Source organism: Paenibacillus aestuarii (assembly GCF_027789125.1).
GTDB classification, from domain to species: Bacteria; Bacillota; Bacilli; order Paenibacillales; family NBRC-103111; genus Paenibacillus_E; species Paenibacillus_E aestuarii.
In genome coordinates this window covers 36904-60667 of record NZ_JAQFVF010000065.1, presented here as the reverse complement: position 1 = coordinate 60667, position 23764 = coordinate 36904, and the positions used below count along the sequence as shown (strand labels likewise).

Here is a 23764-nt window from a genome sequence, read left to right as displayed (position 1 = left end):
TTTTTTGTGTACGGTCCGCAGACAGACACTGCAGTCCGGTTTAGCGGAACTGGAGCACGGTTCACTGCTGCCAAAAGCGAAATTTGCACCAGTAAGCGGGTGAAATCTGACTGCAGGCGAAGCTAAGGCACGATTGACGATAATCGTTGGGCTAATTCGGACTCCAGCCTCACAACCGCTTTGCGCAACGTGCTTATAGCGACCTGTGACGGTCGAGGGTCATGAAAGTTTTTATGTCGGCGGTAAGGTATTTAATCCGCATTCACATGTCAATACTGTAACTTATTATGTTTCTAGCGAGCCACAGTGGAATCGAAACGTGACTTTGAATGATGGATGTGTGAACATAAATGGATTTTTTGAAGCTTAAGCCCCGCCGGTACGGTCAGCATGGTCAGCCCGATCGGCACGGTCAGCCCAGTGAACCCATGAATCAACAGCCCCAGTTCCAACCCTCCGGCTCTACGGACGCTCAAGTATTTCCCAGCGTTAGTGATAATGTCAACTATATATTTTCTTTTTTTCATCATACACAAGATCTCAAAACATATCCCTTTACGTTAAACGACACAGCCTGCAGTGTCCTTTATTTGGAGACCCTTGTCGATGCCGAAAAGTTGGATCAAAAATTGTTTATTCCGCTTGCGCATGGCTCGGATCCGGATATAAACGCTTTCGCCGTGGATCATCTCCCTACAACGATGCAATTGGAGGAAGTCACCAAAAAATTGCTCAATGGCTTTGCCATCTTTTTGTTGGATGGGGAGCCGACTGCCCGTTTAATTGAAGCGGCAGCCAATTTTGACCGAAGTCCGGACGAACCGCAGAACGAAGCCATTGTCAGAGGGGCACACATCGGTTTTGTTGAGAATATTGCGATCAACTTAAACCTATTACGAAAGCGAACGAAAAACCGCCATCTGTATATCGAACATGTGACGCTCGGGGAGACAACCAATACGAGAGTCGCTATTGCGTATATGAAAGGAATCGCCAATGAAGAAGTGGTGGGCAACATTCGCAGCCGAGTGGCGAGCATTTCTTCCGACATGGTGTTCAGTCCCGGGTATTTCGAGGAGTTTATTGAAGACTCGACATTTTCACCGTTTCCGCAGACGCTGTACACGGAACGGCCGGATCGCGTTTGCGCTAACCTCATCGAGGGGAGAATCGCTGTATTTGTCGATGGAACCCCAACGGTCATTATCGCTCCCGTCAATTTTTTCTCGTTCTATCAGTCCCCGGACGATTATAACAGCCGAACACTAATCGGGTCCTTTATTCGGGTCATTCGGCTATGCAGTTTCCTGATTGCTATTTCACTCCCTGCCTTCTATATCGCGGTAATCGGATTTCACTTTGAGGTGCTCCCAGAAGGCCTGGTGTTAACTGTCAAAGGAGCAGTGGACAGGATTCCTTATCCGCCATTAATCGAAGCCTTGATCATGGAACTGACGATTGAGCTCATCCGCGAAGCGGGACTACGCCTTCCTTCTTCCATCGGGCCTACGATAAGCATAGTCGGCGGTCTTGTGATCGGGGATGCGATTGTCAAAGCAGGCTTAGTTTCGAATACGATGATCGTGGTCGTGGCGACGACAGCTATTGCGTCATATGTCGTACCCTCGAATGAGATGAGCGGAGCTGTCCGACTGTTGCGGTTTCCTATAATGCTTGCAGCGTCAGCCATTGGATTTGTAGGCATTGTGTTTGGTCTGATGGTGATATTCCTTCATCTATGTAAGTTAGAATCGTTTGGGGCGGCTTATTTTGCTCCCATTGCTCCTTTCCGTTGGAAGGATCTTAAAGACTCTGTTGTTCGAATGCCCGTATGGAAGCTGAATACCAGACCCTTGGACGCTCACCCTGTGAAAGAGCGGCAACAATCCCTATCAAGGACGTGGAAGAAGCGTGAGTAGTCCGGAGAAGAAGATTTCTCTATTTCAATTATTTATCATGACGCTGCAAAGCCAAATCGGCATTGGGGTTATTTCTTTGCCTTACTACTTGTTCAACGCCGCAGGCAACGATGCGTGGATTTCGGTCATTGTGGCCGGATTTTTTGTCCAGATCAATATATGGCTGATCTGGCTTCTCTACCGCCGCTTTCCGGGTCAATCCTTTTTTGAGATGCTGCGGATCACTGTTGGCAAGTATGGAGCGTACGGCCTCAAAATCGCGTACAGCATTTATTTTTTCACGATAGCGACCTTGATTGTCTTGTTATTTGTCCGGTTAGTTAATATTTGGATATTGCCGCGCACCCCAATGTGGCTTGTCACTTTAATCATGATTGCTGTTTGTGTGTATGGTGTCGTTGATCATCTAAGGGTCATGGCCCGATTTTTTTTTCTGGCTTCGACCATGTTAATCGTACTTCTGTTCTTAATCATTACCGTTGCCAAAGACATTAATTATTTATCGATTCTTCCCATAGGAAATAGCGGAATGCTTGCTATTCTAGGCGGAGTTCATCATGCCATCATTTCATTTCTGGGATATGAAGTGCTGCTCGTCATTTTACCTCATAGCTTAGGCGGACATGCCGGCAAAATAAAAGCGGCTTTACTGGCCAATGGCATAGTGACTGTGTTCTATACCCTCTTGACGTTCGTCTGTCTCGCCTATCTGGGACCGGCTGTTATGCGATTCGTGTCCGAACCCGTTCTCTATGTCATGAAGTATCGCACCTTCCATATGATCGAAAGAACGGATTTGCTCTTTTTTTCGATATGGATTGTATGTGTCGGCACTTCTTTCATGACCTATCTATATTTAACGGCGAGTGCGCTGAATAGTTTACTTTCGCAGGTGAGTAGATCTACTTTTGTATACGTCATCGCAGCCCTTCTGTTTATGCTTTCATTTTTTTTCCCCACGGATGAGCACAAGGTTGCTCTATTCAATAAGATTGCTACTTACATGAGCTATTTGTTCATCCTTGTGCTGCCTGGAGTCCTATTAATGATTGCCATGGTGCGAGGGAGATCAGGAGATGATCCCGTATGAAAATGGTTAAAACCTCTATGACCGCACTTGTCTCTATGTCTTTGCTCGCCGGCTGCTGGGATCAGCACAATCTCAAAGATGTGAAGCTGGCCATGGCGACAGGCTTTGATCTGGCGCCTGAGGGCAAGATCATTCAGACGATCACGATACCCATCTTTTCACCTAGCGCTGGCGGGATGGAAGTAAAAGGAAACCAAGTCGTGATCACAGAAGGAGATACACCACGGGACGCGAGAAATATTATTAATCATAAAGTGGCGGAAACGATGGATGCTTCCAAGCTATTGGTGCTTTTATTCGGAGAAGAGTATGCGAAGCAAGATATTTATACAGGTCTTGATATCTTTTACCGCGATCCGAAAAGCTCGCTTCTGGCTAACGCTGCGGTAGTGCATGGGAAAGCCAGCGAGGTCCTTTCGCTGAAGCCGGAGGATAAGAAAACGATGAGCGAGTATCTAAACGAGCTGATCACGAGCGAACAGGATACGACGATCCTTCCGAAGCAGTCCAGACCGCTTATCTCAGACATCCTGGATCCGGGAACAGACTTCGTGCTGCCGCTCATTGAACCGGAGGAAACGGAAGCTAAGATCATTGGGTTGGCCATGTTCAATGAACATAAATACACAGGTCAATTTATCCCGGTACTGGATTCAACGCTTTATCTATTAATGGCGGACCAATTGGCCAAAAGAGCGTGGATCAAACTGAAGATCCATGAAGGCAGCGATGTTGATATCCGAAACTTTTTGATGATCAACGTGCTTAATTCCAAGCGCGATCTTTCTATCAGCGGGAACAAGATTCATGCTATGTCTGTAGATTTGTCCATGCATTTGAAAATAGAGATTATGGAGTATCATGAGAACGATCTCGTCTCCGAGAAGATAAAGGCGTTGACGCAAACGATCGCTGAACGGCTTACCGAACAAGCGAATGCGATCATTAAGATGATGCAACAAGCCAATTCGGACGCTCTCGGCATTGGCAGCTACATTCGCGCCTACCATCATGCCGCTTGGGATAAAACAAGCTGGGAGAAAGTTTATCCCGATTTAAACTTCAAGGCGCATGTCACGGTTGAAATCACCAAACATGGCGTATTTAATTGAGAAAAGGTGGAGATAGCCGCGGGCTCTATTCCTAAGCTATAATGCAGACAGGAAACATTGTCCAGTCCTTGGAGGCTTTTATGAAATTTAAACAGCTGTTCTTTCACATTCATTATTGTAATTTCAAGCAAACCAGCCAACCGCTCATGGCCCCCATCCAAATTAGCAGAACGTTGCAGCATCACGAGCTGATGTTTTTTGCCAAAGTAAAGGGGCGGTTTACGGCCGATCATAAAACTTATGAGCTCAAGGATGGTACCTTGCTATATATTGACTCGGGTGTGCACCATGAGATCGAAACGGATCCGCGCTTTCCGGTCCGCTGCTTTACCGTCCATTTCAGCTATGTCCGTGTGGAGCAAATTGAAGGCCGGTGGGGCATTCAAGAAGAGCCTGGGCCGCTTCCGTTACATCCCGCGCAGCAATTAACTGATTATTATCAAGTGGAGGACGTATTTAAAAGACTGACGGAGACTTGGGCCGCGAAGCTGCCAGGCTATGAATTCTCGTCCAAAACTTTGCTTCACCAGCTGTGGATTGCTATTGCCCAAAATATTAGAAAAGCAACACCCAATTATTCGGCCTCGCTGAAAGTGGAGAGAGTGATTCAATATATGCACGATCATATCCATCAACGGATAAAGCTGAATCAATTGGCGGAACTTGTGCAACTGTCGCCGACGTATCTATCCCGATCGTTCAAATCGATTACAGGGTACTCCATCATTGAACTCTTCAATAAGATGAAGATGGATAAAGCCAAGGAGATGATACTGGAAGGTAACTGGAAAATGAAAGATGTCGCCGGGGCGCTCGGGTTTTCGGACGAATTTTATTTTAGCCGTATGTTCAAGAAATCGGAGGGCGTCAGTCCATCGGAATTTTACAGCAAAAATGTCCATGTCGTTTAATATCATGCATGGTTTATAGCCTTTCCGGCTGCTAAGATGAGGGTGTAAAACTCAAGCAGAAGGAAGGCTTTTTGTATGCCTGTATGGAAAAGAAATCTATTCGTCTGCTGGTTCGGGATGTTCATCACCGGCGTCGGCATGAGCCAGATCGCGCCCATTCTGCCGCTATATATCAAGCAGATCGGCATACAGGGCGATGGCGCGATCACGCAATTCGCAGGGCTTGCCTTTGGCATTACCTTCATCGTCTCGGCGATCTTCTCCCCGATCTGGGGGATCGCAGCGGACAAATATGGCCGTAAGCCGATGCTATTGCGAGCCAGCCTTGGCATGGCTGTGGTGATCGGCTGCATGGGCTTTGCCCACAACGTATACGTGCTGATTGGGCTCCGGCTGCTGCAGGGGGTCATTACCGGGTACAGCACGGCTTGTACGACCCTGATTGCGACACAGACGGATAAAAAGCATTCCGGATGGGCAATGGGCGTGTTGTCGACAGCCAACACATCGGGCGCCTTGATCGGGCCGACGATCGGCGGCTGGATGGCGGAGAAATGGGGGATGCAGAGCTCATTTTTTTTGACCGGCGCTTTGATGCTCATTGCCTTCCTGACAACGGCGCTGTTCGTTCAGGAATCTTTTACACCGCAAAGCAAAAAAATCATGCGGATGAAGGACGTTTGGAACCGCCTGCCGGAAAAAAGCTTGACGCTGACCCTGTTCATCACGCTTTTTGTCCTGACGGTAGCGATGTATTCCATTGAACCGATTATTACGATTTATGTCAGCCAACTGGCCCGGAATACGAATCATATTGCGCTTATTGCAGGCATTGCGTTCTCCGCTTCGGGTCTGGCAACGATCATTGCCGCCCCCCGTCTCGGCAAGCTATCGGATAAAGTGGGGCCTCATAAAGTGCTGTTCGGTGCGCTAATTGTGGCCGGCATCGTCTTTATTCCCCAAGCTTTTGTGCATAATCCGTGGGAGTTAGCTGGGCTGCGGTTCTTATTCGGCCTGGCGGCGGCTGGACTTAGTCCGTCGGCACAAGCGCTGATGAAGCGAATCACGCCGGATTCCTTGACCGGCCGGGTATTCGGTTTTAACATGTCAGCGATGTATTTGGGCGCCTTCGGCGGTGCGGTGTGGGGCGGGCAAGTGGCCGCGTGGCTCGGGATTCAGTACGTTTTTTACATGACTAGCGCTTTATTGCTGCTCAATGCCGTGTGGGTGTACTTCAAAGTGTATAAAAAACTTAACATAAATAAGTTGGCTTTATACAAGAACTAATCAAATAAATCCGATTGGAGAGATGGGATATGGTAGAAAAACAAACAGAAGAATTGAAACTGGATGCGGGGAAAACGGCGTTGGTGATTATTGACTTGCAGAAGGGCGTTGCTAATATGGCGCGCCATGCAGCGCCACATTCCGTTGAGCAAGTGGTGGGACAAGCCAGCGAATTAACGAAAGCTTTTACGGAAAAAAGGGGCTTTGTCGTGTTCGTCCGAGTTTCATCCGTAGACGGCAAAGATATGTTAAAGCCGAAAACAGATGCCAGCTCGGCGGCCATGCAATGGCCTGAAGGATGGGACACGTTAATTCCCGAACTGGAACAGTTTAACGATGCTCACGTGGTGACGAAACGGCAGTGGGGGGCTTTCTTCGGGACGGATCTGGATTTGCAGCTGCGCCGCCGCGGCATCGACACGATCGTGCTGTGCGGAATTTCCACCTCGATCGGCGTGGATACGACAGCGAGAGAAGCTTTCCAATTGGGTTATAATCAAGTGTTCGTGGAAGGAGCCATGACAGCTACGACGAAAGAGGAGCACGACTACGTTGTAAACACGATTTTTCCTCGCTTGGGCAAGATCCGGACAGCGGATGCTGTCATCTCCGCGCTTCAATAAAATGGAATCTCCCACCTGCGTTGATCAGGGCGGGAGATTTTTTATCATTCAATCCTTTTTCTTATAAAAGATTGCGCCAAGTTTACGAACCAATTGCCAGGTGGCACTGCAACGAAACGTAATGAAGCCCGAGGGGTTATCGTTTTCGCTATTTGACATCGCGCTTCTTCCCTTTCCTATCAAAATAGAGAAAAAACCCGCTATGGCGAAAGGCTAGCGAGTAACTTGATGCTGCAATGATTAGGACATGGCATCCGATGTACGGTTATCTGGGCTGCTAACGGTCATCGTGACCGATTCGGTAACTTTGTTCAACAGCCGGTTGTTAACAAGGGCATTGCCGGCGTGCGCCCCGACGAAGTGGCCCACATTGTTACCAACCAAGCCGCCGACAATCGAACCGACGACGGTTCCAACACCAGGTAGTAGTGCAGTTCCTAATACCGCTCCGTATTCGATACCGGCCATCACCCCCAGAGCGCCTGTCACGTTGCCTGTCGTTCGGACCGTAAATTGTTTTCGGTCCATCTGCCCTTTCGTTAAATCCTTCGTGTCTTGGAATTGAGATATTCCCCCGGAAATGACTCCTGCCCATAAAGAACCGCCTTGAAACATGCGCATCTCTCCTTGTTGTAATAAGCTACATCAAGATTGTGCCCCATGTGGTTCAAAAAGTTACGGGTACGGCGGTGCCGCTATTTTCCAAGCGTAAGCTCCTTGGGTATTCCCTATTCCTTCTTGGCGGTTTGAAGCACGGACTGCAGCTGGGATGCTTCTCTGAGCTGATCCTTCATATCGAGAAAGGCACCAGTCCCTTTAACGGCAAGCTTACGCGCTGCTTTTCTGCCTTCAGGGCTTACGGCAACAGCAAAAGCCGCGGCGCCAAGCAGAAGTCCGAATAATGATTTGTTCATGTTAGTCCCTCCATATCGTTTATGCTTAATAATGCCAATTCAAGCAAGAATTATGCATTCATCTGTCGATGAAGAAATTCAGGAAATAATGGATATTTCATTTTCGCTTGAGAATAATAACCAAACCGCAAAAATTAACGTGCAAGTCATAGGATAGGAGAGAACGGGATGTCTATAGCACGAAATAAAGAAAGGTTTCTCCGCATCTTGCCAGGGCGAATGCGGATTGAAATTTACGGCCTGCAGGGGAACCAGGCGACTGCTAATCTGTTCATGCAAGCATTCAGAGCTCGCAAGGGGATTTATCAAGCAGAGCCTTGTTTGCTTACGGGCAGACTGCTGATTCTCTATGATGATAAGCAAATCACATGCGAAGAGATTTTCCGCATCATTCGTAGGCTGGAACTGGAAGGACAAGCCGCTTCACCTATTAAGCCTGCGCTTGAGCAAGCTCTCGATGCTACCGCTGACAATGAGCAAGCAGATGCTGCCTGCTCCGCCTCCGCTGCGCTGGAAGTCAAACAAGAAGTGGCGGTTACGCTGGCCCCTGAACTGGCATTGCCGGACGACATGCGGGTCATTCCGCACAAGTCAAATCCAAGCCGACCGAGACCCGCGGGGAAAATTCCCCTTCCGCTGGCGCTGTCTATAGGTGGACTAGCGGTACTTGGGGCGAAGCAATTATTGATGGGGAGGACGGCGTTAGCCAGAAGCCCGGCCCCCTTCTTTATGTCGGCGTTTCTGTCGGTCGTCACGGGGTATCCTTTTTTAAAAAGAGGCATTCATAACTTCTCGCAGAAGCGGGAAATCAATGCCGATCTTGTATTAGGGACGAGTGCGCTGGCACTTGCATTGATTCGCGAAAACTTGGTTGCCTTAGCCGGAATCAGCATTTTGCAATATGTGAGCTGGAAGCGGAGCCAGTCGGTTCTGCATGAACAGGAGGAGTTCGCGCTGCCGCCGGACATTCAAGCCTATAGCGAGAAAGCCGGTAAAATCGGCATCGCCGCTGCAGCCGCAACGTGGGCGTTGACCCGAAATCCGCTGCGCGCCATCGCTGTACTGCTGGCCGCCAACCCACGGCCGATGATCTTGCCGGCGAAGTGCGCTTGGAGTCAAGCTGAGCTTATTTCCGATGAACGGCATTACGTAATGCCGGACAAAGGGTCTTTATCGCAGCTGGCGCGCACGAAGACGATCTTAATTGAAGATACGTCGCTGCTGTTTGACCAACCGGACATTGAAGAGATAGCCTGTGTGACAGGGAATGAAGAAGAGGCAGATAAAATCATCTGCTCCGCCGCGTCCATCATGGCCAAAAGCAGCCATCCATGGAAAGAGGCGGTCTGGGATAAAGCGAAGCGAACGTGCCGTACGATTCGCACCGCTTTCCATGTGGAAGAGCAAGAACAAGGCATCCGCGGGCAAATCAACGGGGATACCCTCCTCCTCGGCAGCTTGGCTTATGTAGGGGCGCACGGTATCGACTGCTCGGCTTATGAATTAAAAGCCAAGAGATTAATGAAAACAGGCAGCGGCGTCCTGTTCGTTGCCAAGTTTGGCGCCAAAGGCGGCGAATGTCTAGGAATGCTTGTCCGCCTTCAGGAAACGGCGATGAACCAGCATGGCCACACGGTCGCTGCATTTGTGGACAAAGGCTGTTCCTTTCAGCTATTGCATAACAGCCTGCACCTGAGCCCTGATCAGCTCGCCAAACAAGGGTTAGAGTTAAGTTGGTCGCAGCGGGAGCAGGGTGAAATCCTTGAGATTATCGCTGCTATGCAGCAGCGTGGCGAGGAAGTTTTATTTGTCGCAAGTCCGGAGTCCAATCCGCTGAACCGCTTTTATAAAGAAGCCGGATTGCCGTCCGTTACTGTCGATGAACTGGCCGGGTTATTGCAGACCGCTGATTATGCGGGAATCATCGATCAAACGATCCATGAGCACGCTTCTGTCACCAGGAAATGGAACTTAGTGGGAACGACAATGGCAACGATGGGTATGATCAGCGCGCCTGTCGTCAATTTGGCTGCGGATGCGCTTTCGCTTATTTTTATGTCCAGATCGCAAAAAATTAGCGCAGCTTATCCCGTAACGTCTACGCCAATGCCTCGAGCGGAGATTGCGGCGGCTGCGGAAATTCCTGTATGGCATGCGCTTTCGCCAGAGCAAGTGACGGGAAATTTCGGCGTCCATGAGCGCCTTGGCCTGACCTCGGAGCAGGTGGCGTCGTTTCGCAACCGTTATGGGCCTAACCGGCTGGATAGTAAAGCGCCAACGCCTTGGCTCGTTTCTTACTTGGGGCAGTTCAAGGAATTTACAACGCTGATCCTGCTTGGCACGTCTGTACTTGCATTGTTTACAGGCGGTCTATTTGATGGCTTGGCAATGGGAACCATCCTTCTTGCCAATGCGGCCATCGGTACGATTCAGGAGCGAAAAGCCGAGAAGGTCGTCGAGACGCTGAATCAATTTCAACCGCCGGCTTGCCGTACGATCAGGGACGGTGCACTCGTGGACATGTCGGCGACGGAACTCGTTCCGGGCGATATCATCTGTCTGGAAGCAGGGGACCGGATTCCTGCCGATATTCGCTTGCTCAACGCCTGGAATATGCGCGTCAACGAGGCTGCCTTAACCGGTGAATCGCTGCCAGTTGATAAAAGCGAGAGCAGCTTGAGGGCCGATTGCCCGCTGTCCGAGCAAAAAAACATGCTGTTCATGGGGACCGATGTGTGCGGGGGCAAAGGGACCGGTATCGTGGTTCGCACAGGAATGCAGACGGAAATGGGACATCTTATGTCCCTTATGAAAAATCAGGAAAAAGAAGTGACACCGCTTCAAGCGAAGGTCACATCGATTAGCAAAAAGTTCGTCAAAGGCGCTTTGGTCGCCGGCGGACTTGTGTTTGTAACCGGACTGCTGCGGGGAATCCCGATTACACAGATGATCACCACTTCTATCACGCTTGCCGCTTCGGCTATTCCGGAAGGCTTGCCTGTGACCATCACCATTGCCCTAAGTGCCGGCATATTCCGTATGGCCAAGAAAAATGCGTTGATTCGTAAGCTTTCCTCCTTGGAAACGTTGGGGCGAACAACGATTATTTGTACCGATAAGACGGGTACGTTAACCAAAAATGAAATGACGGTCAAATCGTTGGCTACGACCCACCGTTCTTGGGCGGTCACCGGCGAGGGCTATGAGCCAGTGGGCTCTTTTGCAGAGGTTGACCCTGAAGCGGCAGCCTCGTCCGAACTCCTGTCGAAGACGCAGGAGTCACGAGCAATCGGCGAAGATCCCGATGTGAGACGGATTCTGCAAATCTGCCTGCTGTGCAACAACAGCAAACTGGAGCAAGAGAATGAGCGGTGGATCACCAAAGGCGATCCGACCGAGGGGGCACTGCTGTCCCTTGCCGCCAAGACCGGGCAATGGGACAAAGATATGACCCAATGGCATCGCAGTCTGGAGATCCCGTTTGACTCGGGCACGGCCAAAATGAGCGTTGTTTGCCGAGACACAGAGGCGCAGCAGGAATGCTATGTGTTCTCCAAAGGTGCGGTCGAAACGATTCTTCGCCACAGTAACCGTTATCAAAAAAACGGCGAAGTTTTCCCTTTAACCGAAGAGCAGAAGCAGTTGATTTTGCAGCAAAATGAAAAGCTGTCGTCGGAGGCTTTGCGTGTCCTAGCTTTTGCATACCGGCGAATCGAGGAGCATGAAGGAGAGGATGGCGTAGATGAGAAGGAACTGATCTACGTGGGCATGGCCGGCATGATGGATCCGCCGAAGCCCGAAGTCGAACACAGCATTCGCGAGGCTGTGGACTTAGGCGTAAAACCGGTGATGATTACAGGCGATCATCCGATTACAGCGATTGCGATCGCGAAGCAGCTCGGCATCTATTCAGGGCGCGAGCAGGTCGTTACCGGGCATGAGCTGGAACGGATGTCAGACGACGAGCTCGAGCAGATCGTGGACCACGTGTCGATATTCGCTAGAGTTACACCGGAGCATAAGCTGCGAATCGTCACTGCTTATCAAAAACGTGGGCACATCGTAGCCATGACCGGCGACGGTGTCAACGATACCCCGGCCATCAAACAGGCCAATGTGGGCATTGCCATGGGGCGGACGGGAACGGAAGTAACGAAAGAGACGGCTGATATGGTGCTGACCGAAGATCATTTCGGGACGATTGTCGAAGGTGTCAAAGAAGGCCGGACGATTATTGGCAATATTCGCAAAGCGCTGGGCTGCTTGTTAACCGGGAATTTGGCAGAGATTATTGTGACGAGCTCAGCTGTCATGATGGGACTTCCGATTCCGCTCGTTCCGATTCAAATTTTGCTGATGAATTTGTTGACGGACGCGTTGCCGGCGATGATTCTAGCTGTTAATCCGGGCAATAAGACGAAACAAACGAAACGAACCGACATTGTCGACAAAGAATTGTACCGCAAAGTGATTACCAGAGGGGTTCTTCTGGGTGTGGGGGCCATTGGCTTATTTGCAGCCAGTTTAGCTGCCGGAGCGCCAGTTCCAGTTGCGCAAAGCATGGCGTTTGCGACGCTGGTGGCGGGCCAACTGATTCAAACTTTCTCCTGGCGTCAAGAAGGTTCGGATGAAACGCTTCGCGACTGGACGAAAGACCGCTTCTTACTCGGAGCGCTCGGTGTCTCTTGGCTGGCTTTACTTGCGGCGCTATATATACCGCCTGTAGCGGGTTTCTTCCATACAGCGCCACTTGCGATCAGACATTGGGTGCCGATCCTGGGGGTTGCTGGATCAATTTCGCTGCTGTCCAAACCGCTTCTCGGCCTGGTCACGCGCGTACAAGAGAACAACAAGATGCCGTCTATCGGCGAATATGCGAGTGCTGCGGCTTAATTTCCGCAGTGCTCCCCAAGATTTTTCAAGAGGTGAGGCTGTATTATGATCCAAAAAAATATCGACAAAATCATTATTGGAACCGCTCTGACGGTTGCGGCGTCGGCTTTAATTCCAATAGCCAAATCTACGTTGCGGCCTTTAGCTTCAGCTGGAGCGCAAGGCGGCGCTGGCTTGCTGCAGCGGGCTAGATCAGCTCTGCAGGTGGCCAGGGAAGAAATGGAAGATATCGTGGCTGAAGCTCAATTTGAAAGAATGAAGCGGCAGTTGGATAAAGAAATTGCTTTGATGGATAGCGAAAAGTAAAGTGATAACAGGTAAGGAGTCAAATAAAGCAATGGAGCAAAATATTGATTTTCATTTGAAAGAAGCGCTTGTCCATCTGGAAACGGCCTTAAATCAAAGTGTCAGAGACATTCTGGAGAACGACAGCGCGAAAAAAGAGATTGGCTCCAAGTGGGAGCACTTTTTGGGTGAGTTCATCGGCCAAGTTCGCGATAAAGGCAAAAAATCGCGCATCAATCTTCTTAGTTTTATTACTTTTCCACGCATTCGGTAACAACGCATGCTTCAAGGAGCAGGATCTCGCTTTGATTATGTAGGATTCCCGGCGCGAGGTGCACTTTTGCGGTATATTTAAAGGGTGTGTGACACATCGCCTTATGGAGGGGGAGATGAAATGTCAGAGGACCTTTGTTTAGGGTGCAAACTTGCCAATCAGCTTATGGAAACGAACTGCATTTTCGAAAATGATCTTGTAACTTGTATTCTGGATATCGCGCCATTGAACGAAGGACACTTACTGATCTTGCCCAAGCGTCATTATCATGATGTCGACGATTTGGATGAAATGACGGCTAACGCAATTATGCAAACGTCTAGAACGATGGCAGGGTTGCTGAAGGCCTATTTTCAGCCTGACGGCATTACGATCATGCAGAATAACGGGAAGTTTAATGATCTGACGCATTATCATATGCATCTCTTCCCGCGCTATGAAAATGATGGCTTTGGTTGGGTAGAACCAGCCGATCACGCCAACGCCAAGGGGCGTTTAAAAGAGACCGCAGGCCTGCTGCGCGAAGCGCTGCTTGTGTTGGGCGGGGCGGCGGGATAGCGAGGGAAGCGAATAGCGGCAAAACCAGCGGATAGCGGAATGTTATTTCCGCTATTTGTCGTGCGCAGAGGCAAAGCCAGTGAGTAGGGTAACTGCTGTTCCGCTATATGCTGCGTGAAGCTCTTTTTGCGCGGGATGGCCGAGATAGCGGAACTCTTTTTCCGCTATATGCTGGCGGCACGAGTGAGTAGCGTTGTTTTTTCGACGCTAAGTCCGGCGGTGGGAGTGGCCGCGAGCATTTAAGCGCGAAAAACAAGCTTAAACTTGGAAAACTAGCGTGTGGGTGGACAGCTCGAGGGAGTAATCGCCACCTCCGAACTTAATAAAGAAGGAGCAAACCGCACGGCGGTCTGCTCCTCTTTTATTTCCATCTACTATGAAAACGAACCAAATTAACAAAAACTTCTTACCTTCACATGGAATCATGTGGTTTATCGTTGGTTTCCTTACAAAATCTTAACGCTGGCATTACAGTGCATTAACCTTTGCAACTTGGCATCAAGTTAGACTTAGGACATAGCAAGATTGAAGCAAGTCACCTAACAAAGCATCCCTAACCATCAAGTCCAAATACATGTTCATTAAGGAGGCTACTATGAAAATCGAATTGCACTGCCATACTCGAATTTCAGACGGCTCGTTTACTTTTGATGAAATATTAGACTTGGCCGCCCAAGAAGGCGTCGGTCACCTGGCGATCACCAACCATGATACAACCGAAGCACTCGAGCAAATGGTGCTTACGGGACGTGAGCGTGGCGTAGACATCATCCCGGGGATTGAAATCTCGGCCTACGACTTCGAGCGGCGGAGAAGAGTGCACATTCTCGGTTACTACATCGAGATCGGCAGCCCGGCGATCAAGTCGCTGTGCGATCCGCTGCTGGAGCAAAGGCATCAAGGCTGCCACACCGCAGTCGAACGGTTGATCCAAGCGGGCTACGACATCACTTGGGAAGAAGTCATGAAGTATGCGGAAGGCGGAACGGGCGTTTACAAACAGCACATTATGCACGCTTTAATTGACAAAGGATATGCAGATGCCATATACGGCGATTTATATAAAAAGCTGTTCTCACGCGGTCAATACGGCGAGCAGCCAGGCATTGCCTACATCCCGACAGAGTATGTTGACGCCTGCGAAGCGATTCGGGTTATTTTGCAGGCTGGCGGTGTTCCCGTGCTGGCGCATCCCGGCCAATATCGAAGCTTTGAAAAAGTACCTGATCTGGTCGAGGCAGGACTTCAGGGCATTGAAGTGTGGCACCCGCTGCATAACGAAGAAGATGAACGCCAAGCGAGCGAGCTGGCTAAACAATACAATCTGATCATGACCGGCGGCTCGGATTTTCACGGATTTTACGGGGAGAAGGATGTGGCGTTTGGAAGCAAAAGCCCGGGGCTAGCTGCCCTAAACGAAATCCAGGCGCGCAAACAGGCGCTATTCGCGAAGTAAAGAGGAGATGTTTGGATATGAAAAACATTCATCAAACCCATGCCAGCCATCCTTTGTCGGTGAAGCCTGCGGTGCACCCAAGCAGCCAGATTCTGAACAGCTTTGCTGGTGAATGGACGTCGATCGGGCCGAACAACAAGATCATCGAATCCCGAATCGGGGATTACACGTACACGATGGACGATGTCACATTGAATTACACCGAAGTCGGTAAATTCACTTCGATCGCTTCGCACGTCTGCATCAATCCGGTCGATCATCCGATGGACCGGGTGACGCAGCATCATATGACATATCGCAGAGCATCCTACGGGTTCGCTAATACCAATGATGAGGACATTTTCAACTGGCGCAGAGGCAATCGCGTCACCATCGGTCACGACGTGTGGATTGGCCACGGCGCAATTATTATGAAAGGCGTCCATATTGGCACCGGCGCCGTTGTCGGGTCGGGAGCGGTTGTGACGAAGGATGTGGAGCCTTATACGATTGTGGTTGGCGTCGCAGCTAAGCCGATCAAAAAGAGGTTCCCGCAGGAGACGATCGATCAATTGCTGCAAATCGCATGGTGGGATTGGTCCCGTGAGCTATTGGAGGAAAAATTTGCTGAATTGAACGATATCAATAGCTTTATCAAAAAATACGGCTAATTTCTCGGAGGTGGCGGCCATGACTGAAGAAATGGATATTATGGATCACTTGATCGCATCGATTCAATCCGGCAAGTATGAGCCCGACGATAAATTACCGTCCGAGAACGAGCTGGCCGATTGGTTCAAGGTTCCCAGAATTACGGCTCGCAAAGCCTATGAGAGGCTGCAGGAGCTCGGCTACATATACTCCAAGCAGGGCAAAGGCAGTTTCGTCCAAGACAGGAATCTGCGCATTCCGCTCGTGCTTAACACAGACAAAAGTTTTAGCCAGAAGATACTTGAGCTTGGCTACGAGTACCAATCCAAAAATTTATATTGTGAGCCGATCGAATTCAACAACAAAATTTATGAAGCTCTTGGCGTAGGTGAGGAGATACGGGTGTTTAAAGTCGGCCGCCTGCGGATTATCGATGGCAAGCCGATTGCGCTGCACATCTCCTATGTGCCTGAATCGGTATTTCCGGACATCGAGCATGCCGGGAAAGCAATTACCTCTATTTACCAATATTATCACAGCCATGGCTTTCACCGGATTCAATCGCAAGGGACTACGCTGCGGTTGGCTCATCCGAACAAGTACGAGCGGGAGCTCTTGGCCTGTTCGAGCCTGGTTCCGCTTTTAGTGCTGGAATCGGAGTGCAGTGACGGTGACACGGGTGTCGCTTTGGAGTTCAGCAGGACGATGTACCGTGCCGACATGTACACGTATTCGATTTAAGTCAGTTTACACAAACTTAACAGCAGCTAACATGGCAACAAGATATTGTAATAGATGGGAAAATTAAGTTCAATTATCGAAAGGAGGCCTAGAGATGAAACGCAAGCAAAGGACGGAAATTTTAGTCGCAGGCTCTCCCGATCTCGCCGTATCTTTGGCAAACGACATCCTGAGCCGCTATCAAGTCGAAGTCATAGAGAAACCTAATCATGGTCTGGTCATGACCCAGGTTCGGGAAACCGCGCAGAAGAGCCTGTTCTACTTAGGCGAAGTGCTGGTAACGGAATGCAAAGTCCGGACGAACGGGGCTGTGGGGATCGGGATTGTGAAAGGCGATCAGCCGGAGCTGGCCTATCACCTGGCCGTTATCGATGCGGCCTATGCTGCAGAGCTGGAAGAGACGGCGGCATGGTCGGCTGCACTGCTTGCTGAGGGCGAGCGCATCCAGGCGGAGCGCCTGGCACTTCATGCGAAAGTGATGCGGACTAAGGTTGATTTTGAAACGATGGATATTGATTGAGAGGAGTGTATTCAATGAGCTTGGATATGGTACATGACATACAAAGCGCATATAGACAGCTAGTTGATTCGATGTCACGTCCTGGACTTATAACAAGCGTTGCGGAAGAAGCCGGCAAGCTCGGCGAGCTTCCGAGCTTGCTGCCAGCGACGTTAATCGTCGCCCAGATGCTGCTCGATACCGAGGTGACCTTCAAAGTCGTAGCGGAGCGGGAAGGGCAAGCGGCTCACCTGCTGAGCCAACTGACGTATGCGAAAGAAGCAGCGCTTGAAGAAGCGGATTACATCTTCGTGCTGAGCGATGCCTCCCAAGAACAAAGGCTGCAGGCGATGCAGGCGGCTAAAATCGGCGAGCTGCGGGATCCGCACCACGCTGCGACGGTCATCATGGAGACGTCTAGCTTAACTGGCGGACCGAAGCTGCGTTTGAGCGGTCCTGGCATTCAATCGGTCGCGCAGGCGGAGATCGACATGGACGGGAGCTGGGTCGATGTTCGCGCAGAACGTAATGTTGAATTCCCGCTGGGTTTGGATTTGATTTTTACGGATAACACACACCGCCTGCTAGCTTTGCCTAGAACGACTCAAGTTGCGAAGGAGGCGATCCTTTAATGGGTTATGTTGCGGTTAAAGGCGGAACGCGCGCGATTGAAGAATCGCTCAGACGAATTCAATATGAACGCTTACGGCAGGGCGTGGTGCTGGATGTCGAGGCGGTTTCGGCGGGGATGAGAGGGCTTGTCGATCAAGTGATGTCGGAAAGCAGCTTGTACAGCGAGCAGCTCGCATCATTAGCTATCAAACAAGCCGAAGGAAATCCCGAAGAAGCGGTTTTCCTGCTGCGCGCCTACCGATCGACGCTGCCTAGAAAGCATTATTCCCGCACCGTGCATTCGGAAGATATGCGGGTGGAACGCCGAATTTCCGCCTCCTTCAAGGATATCCCGGGCGGCCAGGTTCTCGGCTCTTCGACGGACTACTCGCACCGGCTGTTGGATTTTGACCTGATGGATGAAACGAATGCGAGTGCCTCGGCATGGCTGGAGGCTTACAACGCACTGGAAGGCGCCGAACTCGAGGAGAATGGCGATACGCACGACGGCCGCTTCCCGAAGGTGCTCGACTATTTGCGCAAGGAAGGGCTTATCGCCGATTGCCCGCTCGACAACACGGAGCCTGACGACGTGACGCGCACAAGCTTGACGTTCCCAGCGTCGCGCAGCGAGAAGCTGCAGGTGCTGACGAGAGGCCAAACCGGCGCTGTAACCTCGCTAGCATACGCGGTCATTCGCGGTTATGGCATGGTTCACCCGACTGTCGGCGAGCTGCGTGTCGGCAACCTCCCGATCTATATCAACAGCCCGCTGACACCTGATGCGGATGAGGAAGATGCTTATTTTATCGGCGATGTGAAAGTCACGGAAGTTGAAATGCTCGTTCCGGCAACCGTGGAAAAAGAGAATGGCAGAAAAGAGCTGAGCTTGGAGTTCGGATATGGCCTCTGCTACGGCCAGAACGAAACGAAAGCCATTGCTATGAGCATTTTGGATAAAAGCCTTGAAAAAGGCGACAAGTTGATCCCAACGCAAAATGAAGAATTCGTTCTGTTCCATATCGATTCCGTGGAATCTACAGGCTTTATTTCCCACTTGAAAATGCCGCATTACGTGACCTTCCAAGCGAAGCTGAACGACGTTCGGAAGACGAGAAAAGGCTCAGCTGAGAAAGGCCAGGAGGTGTAACACAATGCGTATTCAATATAATTTTGCTTTTCTCGATGAAGGGTCCAAACGGGAAATCCGCCGGGCTACGCTGAAGGCGATCGCGGTTCCAGGCTATCAGGTTCCGTTTGCTTCTCGGGAACTGCCAATCGGACGCGGTTGGGGAACCGGGGGCTTGCAGCTCACGCTATCTTTGATCGGTCAGAACGATGTGCTGAAGGTGATCGACCAGGGCTCGGATGAGTCAGTCAACGCAGTCAGCATCAAGAAGCTGATCGATAAAACGACCGGCGTCTCTGCAACAGATGCGACAGCGGACGCGACATTGATTCAATCCCGCCACCGGATCCCGGAAGTTCCGCTGCGGGCGGGGCAAATTCTGGTCCTGCAGGTTCCGATGCCGGAACCGCTTCGGATGTACGAATCCAGTGAGCTGGAGACGAAGCGTCTGCATGGTGAAAAAGATTACAGCGGAGTTTGGCTGATGCTGTTCGAGCAAATTATGAAATACCGCAGCGTGTCTACAGGGGCCGATCATCCGGTGATGGTGCACGACCGCTATGTTATGGCGCCGAGCCCGATTCCGAAGTTCGACAATCCGAAAATGAACTACTCGGAAGCCTTGATTTTGCTGGGCGCAGGACGTGAAAAGAAAATTTATGCCGTACCACCGTATACGCAAGTCGTGTCCTTGGCGTTTGACGATGTGCCGTTTGAGCCGGAGTCGTTCCCGGGACAATGCTGCAGACAATGTGGTGCGCAGGACGTGTTTATGGATGAGCTTTACGATAGCGACAATGATGAGACCTATTATCAATGCAACGATACAAGCTACTGCTTGCAGCGCATGAATCAGAAGTCTTTCTAATCAAGAAGAGGTGACGTGAAGATGGGACGAATCTCCTCCCCAATTTTGAGTGTGCGCCAATTGAACAAACAATTCGGCACAGGCTGCGAACAGTGCAGCAAACCTGAACACCGTAAGCTGGAAAGAAACTACTGCCGGGCATGCGGCACCGTCTTTTCGTGCCAGGACGTTTCGTTTGATCTACATCCCGGCGAGGTGCTGGGAATTGTCGGCGAGAGCGGCAGCGGGAAATCGACGTTAATGAGATGCCTCTATTTTGACCAGGAAGCAACGTCAGGCGAGGCCTATTTAGAACCCTATAAAGCTGGCGAAAGCAACATGTTCGAGGAATCATCGCAGCAAAAAAAATTCATCAGAAACCATCTGATGGGCAAGGTGTATCAGAATCCGGTGCTAGGCTTGCGAATGAATTTTTCTTCGATCGGCAATATTGCCGAAAAGATGATCGCTGCCGGCAATCGCAACGTCGCAGCGATGGAAGCGCGGGGCAGTGAGCTGCTGGAGCGGGTCCATATCCCAACTTACCGGATGAAGGAAGCGCCGAAAAATTTTTCGGGCGGCATGCAGCAGCGAGTGCAGATTGCCAAAGCGCTCTCGAACAATCCCCCGATCCTGCTGCTCGATGAAGTGACCACGGGTCTGGATTTATCCGTACAGGCCAACGTGCTCGATTTAATCAAGCATTTGCAGCGGGAATTGAAAATTAGCATTCTGTTGGTGTCACACGATCTGGGTGTCATTCGGATGCTGGCTGACCGGACGATGGTCATGCTGGACGGCCGTGTCGTCGAGCAGGGGCTGACCGACCAAATTCTCGAAGATCCGCAGCACGCCTATACGCAGCAGCTCGTGCACTCCCTATTGTAATTATTCGGCGAGAGGAGACTTTTCGATGTATCTGATCACAAACGGCATCATTATTACGGAAGAAGCATTACTGGAAGGTTTCGATCTGTTGGTGGAGGAGGACCGGATTGCCCGCCTCGTTCGCCGTGGTGAGTTGGTAGCGGGTCCGGGAATGGAAATCATTGACGCACACGGTGGTTACGTGACACCGGGGATGATCGACATTCACTCCGATTATATTGAACATATGACAGCACCAAGGCCGACTTCGCTCATCGACTTTCAAATCGGTCTGCGTGAAACCGAACGGGAACTCGTCTCGCATGGGATTACGACCATGTATCATTCCTTATCGATTTTCAAGTCCGCTGATTATAAATACCGCCCGATCCGGGAACCGGAAAATGTGCGCAAGCTGATCGATCTGATTGATCGTACGCATAACAGCAAGCATTTGATCCGCCATCGTTTTCATGCGCGTTTCGAGATTGACAATCTGGATCAGATTGACAATTTGAAGGACTACATCCGTGAAGAGAAAGTGCATCTGGTTTCGTTCATGGACCATACGCCAGGTCAAGGTCAATACAGGGATCTGGAAGTGTATAAAAAGACGGTGCGCGGTTACGACCATTTATCGGATGAAAACATTGCCGTGTTAATCGCCAATCACCAGACGAAGGAGAAAATGACCGTCGAAGCGATCCGCGAAATCGCCGCAATGGCATCGGAGCGCAATATCGCCATTGCTTCGCACGATGACGACTCCATCGAGAAGCTGGATCTCGTGCAGAGCTTCGGTACGGCGATCAGCGAGTTCCCGATCACGCTGGAGATCGCCCGCAAAGCCAAAGAAAAAGGCTTGTTCACGGTTGCCGGCGCACCAAACGTTATTCTTGGCGGCTCGCACAGCGGCAATCTCTCGGCGGCTGAGGCTATTGAAGACGGAAGCATCGATATTCTGTGCAGTGATTATTACCCGGCAGCGATGCTGCATGCGGTCTTCCAGCTGGCGGGGACGGAGCGCGAGCGGCTAATTGAGCTGTTCAAGCTTGTCACGCTGCATCCGGCGAAAGCTGTCAATATCGACGAAGATTATGGTTCTATCGAAGAAGGTAAAAAAGCAGATCTGCTCGTGATCGAAAAGCTGGAGCCAGACGATTTCCCAGTGGTGACCGCCGTGATCGTAGACGGCAAGCTGATTCAGAGAACGAACTACAGGATCTAACAGGAGGTCATGACATGGATAACCTGCTGACCATTGAGCATTTGTCCAAATCGTTTACGCTGCACAACCTGAACAAACATATACCGGCAGTAGAAGACGTCAGCCTATATTTGAAGGGAGGTGAGTTTGTAGGAGTCACAGGGAAGAGCGGAAGCGGCAAATCGACCGTACTCAAATGTATTTACCGCACGTACCTGCCGAACTCCGGACATATTTGGTACCAATCGGAGCGATTTGGCCGTGTTGACCTGGCCGCCGCATCCGAGCAAGTCATCACCCAACTGCGTAAGCTCGAGATCGGTTACGTATCCCAATTCCTGAACGTCATGCCGCGCACGACAGCTAGGGAACTCGTGCAGAACGCGATTGTGGAGATGGGCCATGACAGGGAATATGCGGAGCAGGAAACCGTTAAAATGCTGGAACACTTCGAATTGGAACGCAGCTTATGGGATAGCTATCCGGCAACGTTTTCCGGGGGGGAGAAGCTTCGCCTGAACATCGCTAGAGCCATGGTGAAACGTCCGAGACTGCTGCTGCTCGACGAACCGACAGCAAGTTTGGACCAGAGCTCCAAGTTGAAGGTCAAGCAGCTGATTGAGCAGCTGATGGCACAGGGCACGACGATGCTCGGTATTTTTCATGACTTGGAATTTATGGAAAATTTGTGCGATCGTGAGTATCGCATCAAAGACGGTCGTTTCTACGTGGCAGAGAAAGCGGAAAAGCTTACAACATCTTAAAATTATCGAAATATTACGAAAATAAAACATCGTTACACTAGGCTTGTAGTTGAATAAAACTATGGTTAATTTGAGAGGAGTTTCGACGTGAAAAAAATAGCAACGATTATCGTTTCTTTATCTATGGTAGCTGTTATGGCAGGCTGTGGGGCCAAAGCGGTTGACGTCAAAGATGCAGCATCCTCAGGAAAGTCCAAAGATACCATTACGATTGCTTGGTTGCCTAACGAATCCGGCGCTGACATGAAGGCAGCCCGTGAAGAAATTGGTAAAGTGATTGAAACGGCAACAGGCAAGAAAGTCGAGCAAAAGACAACGACGGACTATACGATTACAGTTGAAGCTCTCGCCAGCGGAAACGCGGATCTGGCCTTTGTCGGCCCACAAGCCTATGTGGAAGCGAATGCGAAAAATAAAAAGGTTCAACCGCTGGTTGTGCCAAGCGGTGAGTCCGGTACGCTGGATGACGCGGTATACTACAGCTGGCTGAACGTGCGCAAAGGCGAAGAAGCTGCGTACAAAAAAGACAGCAGCTTCGTGATCGATCCGATCGCTGGCAAAAAGATGTCCTTCGTCTCCAACTCCTCGACATCCGGATTTAAAGTGCCTTCGGCCGGAATTGTCACTTATTTTAGCAAAATCGATAAGTACAAAAGCTTAACAGGTGACGATTTGCTGCAAGGCGGCAAAGATAAGTTCTTCACGGAAGTTCTGTACGGCGGAACGCATCAAGGTTCAGCTGTTAACTTGCTGACAGGCAAAGCGGACGTTGCTGCTTTCTGTGACACGTGTGTCGCTAACTATGTTGAGCTTTCTTCCGGAACGGCGAATAAGCCGGGTGCGGTTTATAAAGTGAAAAAAGGTGCTGCTGAGCCGTTCAACACGCTGGAAGGCAAAGAGTTCTCCGTCATTTCTGTGACGCCAGTGCTTAATTCCCCGATTGCAATGAACACAGGTACGCTTAGCGCAGAGGATCAAAAGAAGCTGAAAGACGCTTTAACTTCCGATGCCGTAACGAACAATCCGAAAGTATTCTTGCCTAAGGATTCGAAAGATTCCGGTATGTTCAGACAAAAGACAGGCAAAGAGAAGTTCCTGACGGTAGAGGATGCATGGTTCAATCCGGTCAGAGAGCTTTCTAAATAA

General features: G+C 50.4%; 23 protein-coding genes. 21 read left to right on the top strand and 2 right to left on the bottom strand.

Features of this window, described 5'->3' with window-relative positions; translation table 11 throughout:
* Nucleotides 1-350 precede the first annotated feature (350 nt).
* The 6 genes from O9139_RS23695 (at nt 351) to O9139_RS23670 (ending at nt 6942) form a co-directional block, all read left to right on the top strand.
* Nucleotides 351-1919, top strand: a complete 1569-nt coding sequence (locus O9139_RS23695) for a spore germination protein (RefSeq protein ID WP_270884229.1) — start codon at nt 351-353, stop codon at nt 1917-1919.
* Nucleotides 1912-3009, top strand: a complete 1098-nt coding sequence (locus O9139_RS23690) for a GerAB/ArcD/ProY family transporter (protein ID WP_270884228.1) — start codon at nt 1912-1914, stop codon at nt 3007-3009. Before O9139_RS23695 ends, O9139_RS23690 begins: the two co-directional genes overlap by 8 nt.
* Complete coding sequence (locus tag O9139_RS23685; protein WP_270884227.1) at nt 3006-4121, top strand: Ger(x)C family spore germination protein; 1116 nt, start codon at nt 3006-3008, stop codon at nt 4119-4121. The genes O9139_RS23690 and O9139_RS23685 overlap by 4 nt, the downstream gene beginning before the upstream one ends.
* An 80-nt stretch (nt 4122-4201) precedes the next feature.
* Nucleotides 4202-5032, top strand: coding sequence for a helix-turn-helix transcriptional regulator (locus O9139_RS23680; RefSeq protein ID WP_270884226.1), 831 nt, complete (start codon nt 4202-4204; stop codon nt 5030-5032).
* 75 nt (nt 5033-5107) lie between these two features.
* Complete coding sequence (locus O9139_RS23675; RefSeq protein WP_270884225.1) at nt 5108-6319, top strand: multidrug efflux MFS transporter; 1212 nt, start codon at nt 5108-5110, stop codon at nt 6317-6319.
* Nucleotides 6320-6348: 29 nt separating this feature from the next.
* Nucleotides 6349-6942: a hydrolase gene (locus O9139_RS23670; protein ID WP_270884224.1), complete on the top strand. Its 594-nt coding sequence runs from the start codon at nt 6349-6351 to the stop codon at nt 6940-6942.
* A 240-nt stretch (nt 6943-7182) separates the two neighbouring features.
* On the opposite strand, the gene O9139_RS23665 is transcribed toward O9139_RS23670, so the two are convergent.
* Both O9139_RS23665 and O9139_RS23660 read right to left on the bottom strand, forming a co-directional pair.
* On the bottom strand, nt 7183-7557 hold the full coding sequence (locus O9139_RS23665) for a hypothetical protein (RefSeq protein WP_270884223.1): 375 nt from the start codon (nt 7555-7557) through the stop codon (nt 7183-7185).
* 113 nt (nt 7558-7670) lie between these two features.
* The gene (locus O9139_RS23660) at nt 7671-7856 is read right to left on the bottom strand and encodes a hypothetical protein (protein WP_270884222.1); all 186 of its coding nucleotides are present in this window, start codon (nt 7854-7856) and stop codon (nt 7671-7673) included.
* A 168-nt stretch (nt 7857-8024) separates the two neighbouring features.
* On the opposite strand from O9139_RS23660, the gene O9139_RS23655 reads away from it, so the two are divergent.
* The 15 genes from O9139_RS23655 to O9139_RS23585 all read left to right on the top strand — a co-directional run bounded on the left by O9139_RS23655 (nt 8025) and on the right by O9139_RS23585 (nt 23764).
* Nucleotides 8025-12749, top strand: coding sequence for a cation-translocating P-type ATPase (locus O9139_RS23655; RefSeq protein ID WP_270884221.1), 4725 nt, complete (start codon nt 8025-8027; stop codon nt 12747-12749).
* Nucleotides 12750-12794: 45 nt separating this feature from the next.
* Nucleotides 12795-13055, top strand: a complete 261-nt coding sequence (locus O9139_RS23650) for a DUF5132 domain-containing protein (RefSeq protein WP_270884220.1) — start codon at nt 12795-12797, stop codon at nt 13053-13055.
* Nucleotides 13056-13086: 31 nt separating this feature from the next.
* Nucleotides 13087-13308 carry a hypothetical protein gene (locus O9139_RS23645; RefSeq protein WP_270884219.1) on the top strand — a complete coding sequence of 74 codons (222 nt, stop codon included), beginning with the start codon at nt 13087-13089 and terminating at the stop codon, nt 13306-13308.
* Nucleotides 13309-13428: 120 nt separating this feature from the next.
* A complete protein-coding gene (locus O9139_RS23640) occupies nt 13429-13866 on the top strand; it encodes an HIT family protein (RefSeq protein ID WP_270884218.1) in 438 nt (145 codons plus the stop codon).
* A 595-nt stretch (nt 13867-14461) separates the two neighbouring features.
* Entirely contained in the window at nt 14462-15322 is an 861-nt protein-coding gene (locus tag O9139_RS23635) for a PHP domain-containing protein (protein ID WP_270884217.1), read from the top strand.
* 17 nt (nt 15323-15339) lie between these two features.
* Nucleotides 15340-15972, top strand: a complete 633-nt coding sequence (locus tag O9139_RS23630) for a DapH/DapD/GlmU-related protein (RefSeq protein ID WP_270884216.1) — start codon at nt 15340-15342, stop codon at nt 15970-15972.
* Between the two features lie 19 nt (nt 15973-15991).
* Entirely contained in the window at nt 15992-16693 is a 702-nt protein-coding gene (locus tag O9139_RS23625) for a GntR family transcriptional regulator (RefSeq protein WP_270884215.1), read from the top strand.
* Between the two features lie 94 nt (nt 16694-16787).
* Entirely contained in the window at nt 16788-17213 is a 426-nt protein-coding gene (phnG, locus tag O9139_RS23620) for a phosphonate C-P lyase system protein PhnG (RefSeq protein ID WP_270884214.1), read from the top strand.
* A gap of 14 nt (nt 17214-17227) precedes the next feature.
* Entirely contained in the window at nt 17228-17824 is a 597-nt protein-coding gene (phnH, locus tag O9139_RS23615; RefSeq protein ID WP_270884213.1) for a phosphonate C-P lyase system protein PhnH, read from the top strand.
* Nucleotides 17824-18954 (top strand): carbon-phosphorus lyase complex subunit PhnI, encoded by a 1131-nt coding sequence (locus tag O9139_RS23610; protein ID WP_270884212.1) that lies wholly within the window; start codon nt 17824-17826, stop codon nt 18952-18954. Before phnH ends, O9139_RS23610 begins: the two co-directional genes overlap by 1 nt.
* Before the next feature lie 4 nt (nt 18955-18958).
* Nucleotides 18959-19801, top strand: a complete 843-nt coding sequence (locus tag O9139_RS23605) for an alpha-D-ribose 1-methylphosphonate 5-phosphate C-P-lyase PhnJ (protein ID WP_270884211.1) — start codon at nt 18959-18961, stop codon at nt 19799-19801.
* Between the two features lie 21 nt (nt 19802-19822).
* Entirely contained in the window at nt 19823-20668 is an 846-nt protein-coding gene (locus O9139_RS23600) for an ATP-binding cassette domain-containing protein (protein WP_270884210.1), read from the top strand.
* 25 nt (nt 20669-20693) lie between these two features.
* On the top strand, nt 20694-21875 hold the full coding sequence (gene phnM / locus O9139_RS23595; RefSeq protein ID WP_270884209.1) for a phosphonate metabolism protein PhnM: 1182 nt from the start codon (nt 20694-20696) through the stop codon (nt 21873-21875).
* Between the two features lie 14 nt (nt 21876-21889).
* Nucleotides 21890-22618 carry a phosphonate C-P lyase system protein PhnL gene (locus O9139_RS23590; protein WP_270884208.1) on the top strand — a complete coding sequence of 243 codons (729 nt, stop codon included), beginning with the start codon at nt 21890-21892 and terminating at the stop codon, nt 22616-22618.
* Between the two features lie 87 nt (nt 22619-22705).
* Complete coding sequence (locus O9139_RS23585; protein ID WP_270884207.1) at nt 22706-23764, top strand: phosphate/phosphite/phosphonate ABC transporter substrate-binding protein; 1059 nt, start codon at nt 22706-22708, stop codon at nt 23762-23764.

Bases quoted from the DNA above. Each gene is read 5' to 3' on its own strand.
- O9139_RS23695 (WP_270884229.1), top strand. From the start codon at position 351: ATGGATTTTTTGAAGCTTAAGCCCCGCCGGTACGGTCAGCATGGTCAG.
- O9139_RS23685 (WP_270884227.1), top strand. From the start codon at position 3,006: ATGAAAATGGTTAAAACCTCTATGACCGCACTTGTCTCTATGTCTTTG.
- O9139_RS23680 (WP_270884226.1), top strand. From the start codon at position 4,202: ATGAAATTTAAACAGCTGTTCTTTCACATTCATTATTGTAATTTCAAG.
- O9139_RS23675 (WP_270884225.1), top strand. From the start codon at position 5,108: ATGCCTGTATGGAAAAGAAATCTATTCGTCTGCTGGTTCGGGATGTTC.
- O9139_RS23670 (WP_270884224.1), top strand. From the start codon at position 6,349: ATGGTAGAAAAACAAACAGAAGAATTGAAACTGGATGCGGGGAAAACG.
- O9139_RS23665 (WP_270884223.1), bottom strand. From the start codon at position 7,557: ATGTTTCAAGGCGGTTCTTTATGGGCAGGAGTCATTTCCGGGGGAATA.
- O9139_RS23660 (WP_270884222.1), bottom strand. From the start codon at position 7,856: ATGAACAAATCATTATTCGGACTTCTGCTTGGCGCCGCGGCTTTTGCT.
- O9139_RS23655 (WP_270884221.1), top strand. From the start codon at position 8,025: ATGTCTATAGCACGAAATAAAGAAAGGTTTCTCCGCATCTTGCCAGGG.
- O9139_RS23650 (WP_270884220.1), top strand. From the start codon at position 12,795: ATGATCCAAAAAAATATCGACAAAATCATTATTGGAACCGCTCTGACG.
- O9139_RS23645 (WP_270884219.1), top strand. From the start codon at position 13,087: ATGGAGCAAAATATTGATTTTCATTTGAAAGAAGCGCTTGTCCATCTG.
- O9139_RS23640 (WP_270884218.1), top strand. From the start codon at position 13,429: ATGTCAGAGGACCTTTGTTTAGGGTGCAAACTTGCCAATCAGCTTATG.
- O9139_RS23635 (WP_270884217.1), top strand. From the start codon at position 14,462: ATGAAAATCGAATTGCACTGCCATACTCGAATTTCAGACGGCTCGTTT.
- O9139_RS23630 (WP_270884216.1), top strand. From the start codon at position 15,340: ATGAAAAACATTCATCAAACCCATGCCAGCCATCCTTTGTCGGTGAAG.
- O9139_RS23625 (WP_270884215.1), top strand. From the start codon at position 15,992: ATGACTGAAGAAATGGATATTATGGATCACTTGATCGCATCGATTCAA.
- phnG (WP_270884214.1), top strand. From the start codon at position 16,788: ATGAAACGCAAGCAAAGGACGGAAATTTTAGTCGCAGGCTCTCCCGAT.
- phnH (WP_270884213.1), top strand. From the start codon at position 17,228: ATGAGCTTGGATATGGTACATGACATACAAAGCGCATATAGACAGCTA.
- O9139_RS23610 (WP_270884212.1), top strand. From the start codon at position 17,824: ATGGGTTATGTTGCGGTTAAAGGCGGAACGCGCGCGATTGAAGAATCG.
- O9139_RS23605 (WP_270884211.1), top strand. From the start codon at position 18,959: ATGCGTATTCAATATAATTTTGCTTTTCTCGATGAAGGGTCCAAACGG.
- O9139_RS23600 (WP_270884210.1), top strand. From the start codon at position 19,823: ATGGGACGAATCTCCTCCCCAATTTTGAGTGTGCGCCAATTGAACAAA.
- phnM (WP_270884209.1), top strand. From the start codon at position 20,694: ATGTATCTGATCACAAACGGCATCATTATTACGGAAGAAGCATTACTG.
- O9139_RS23590 (WP_270884208.1), top strand. From the start codon at position 21,890: ATGGATAACCTGCTGACCATTGAGCATTTGTCCAAATCGTTTACGCTG.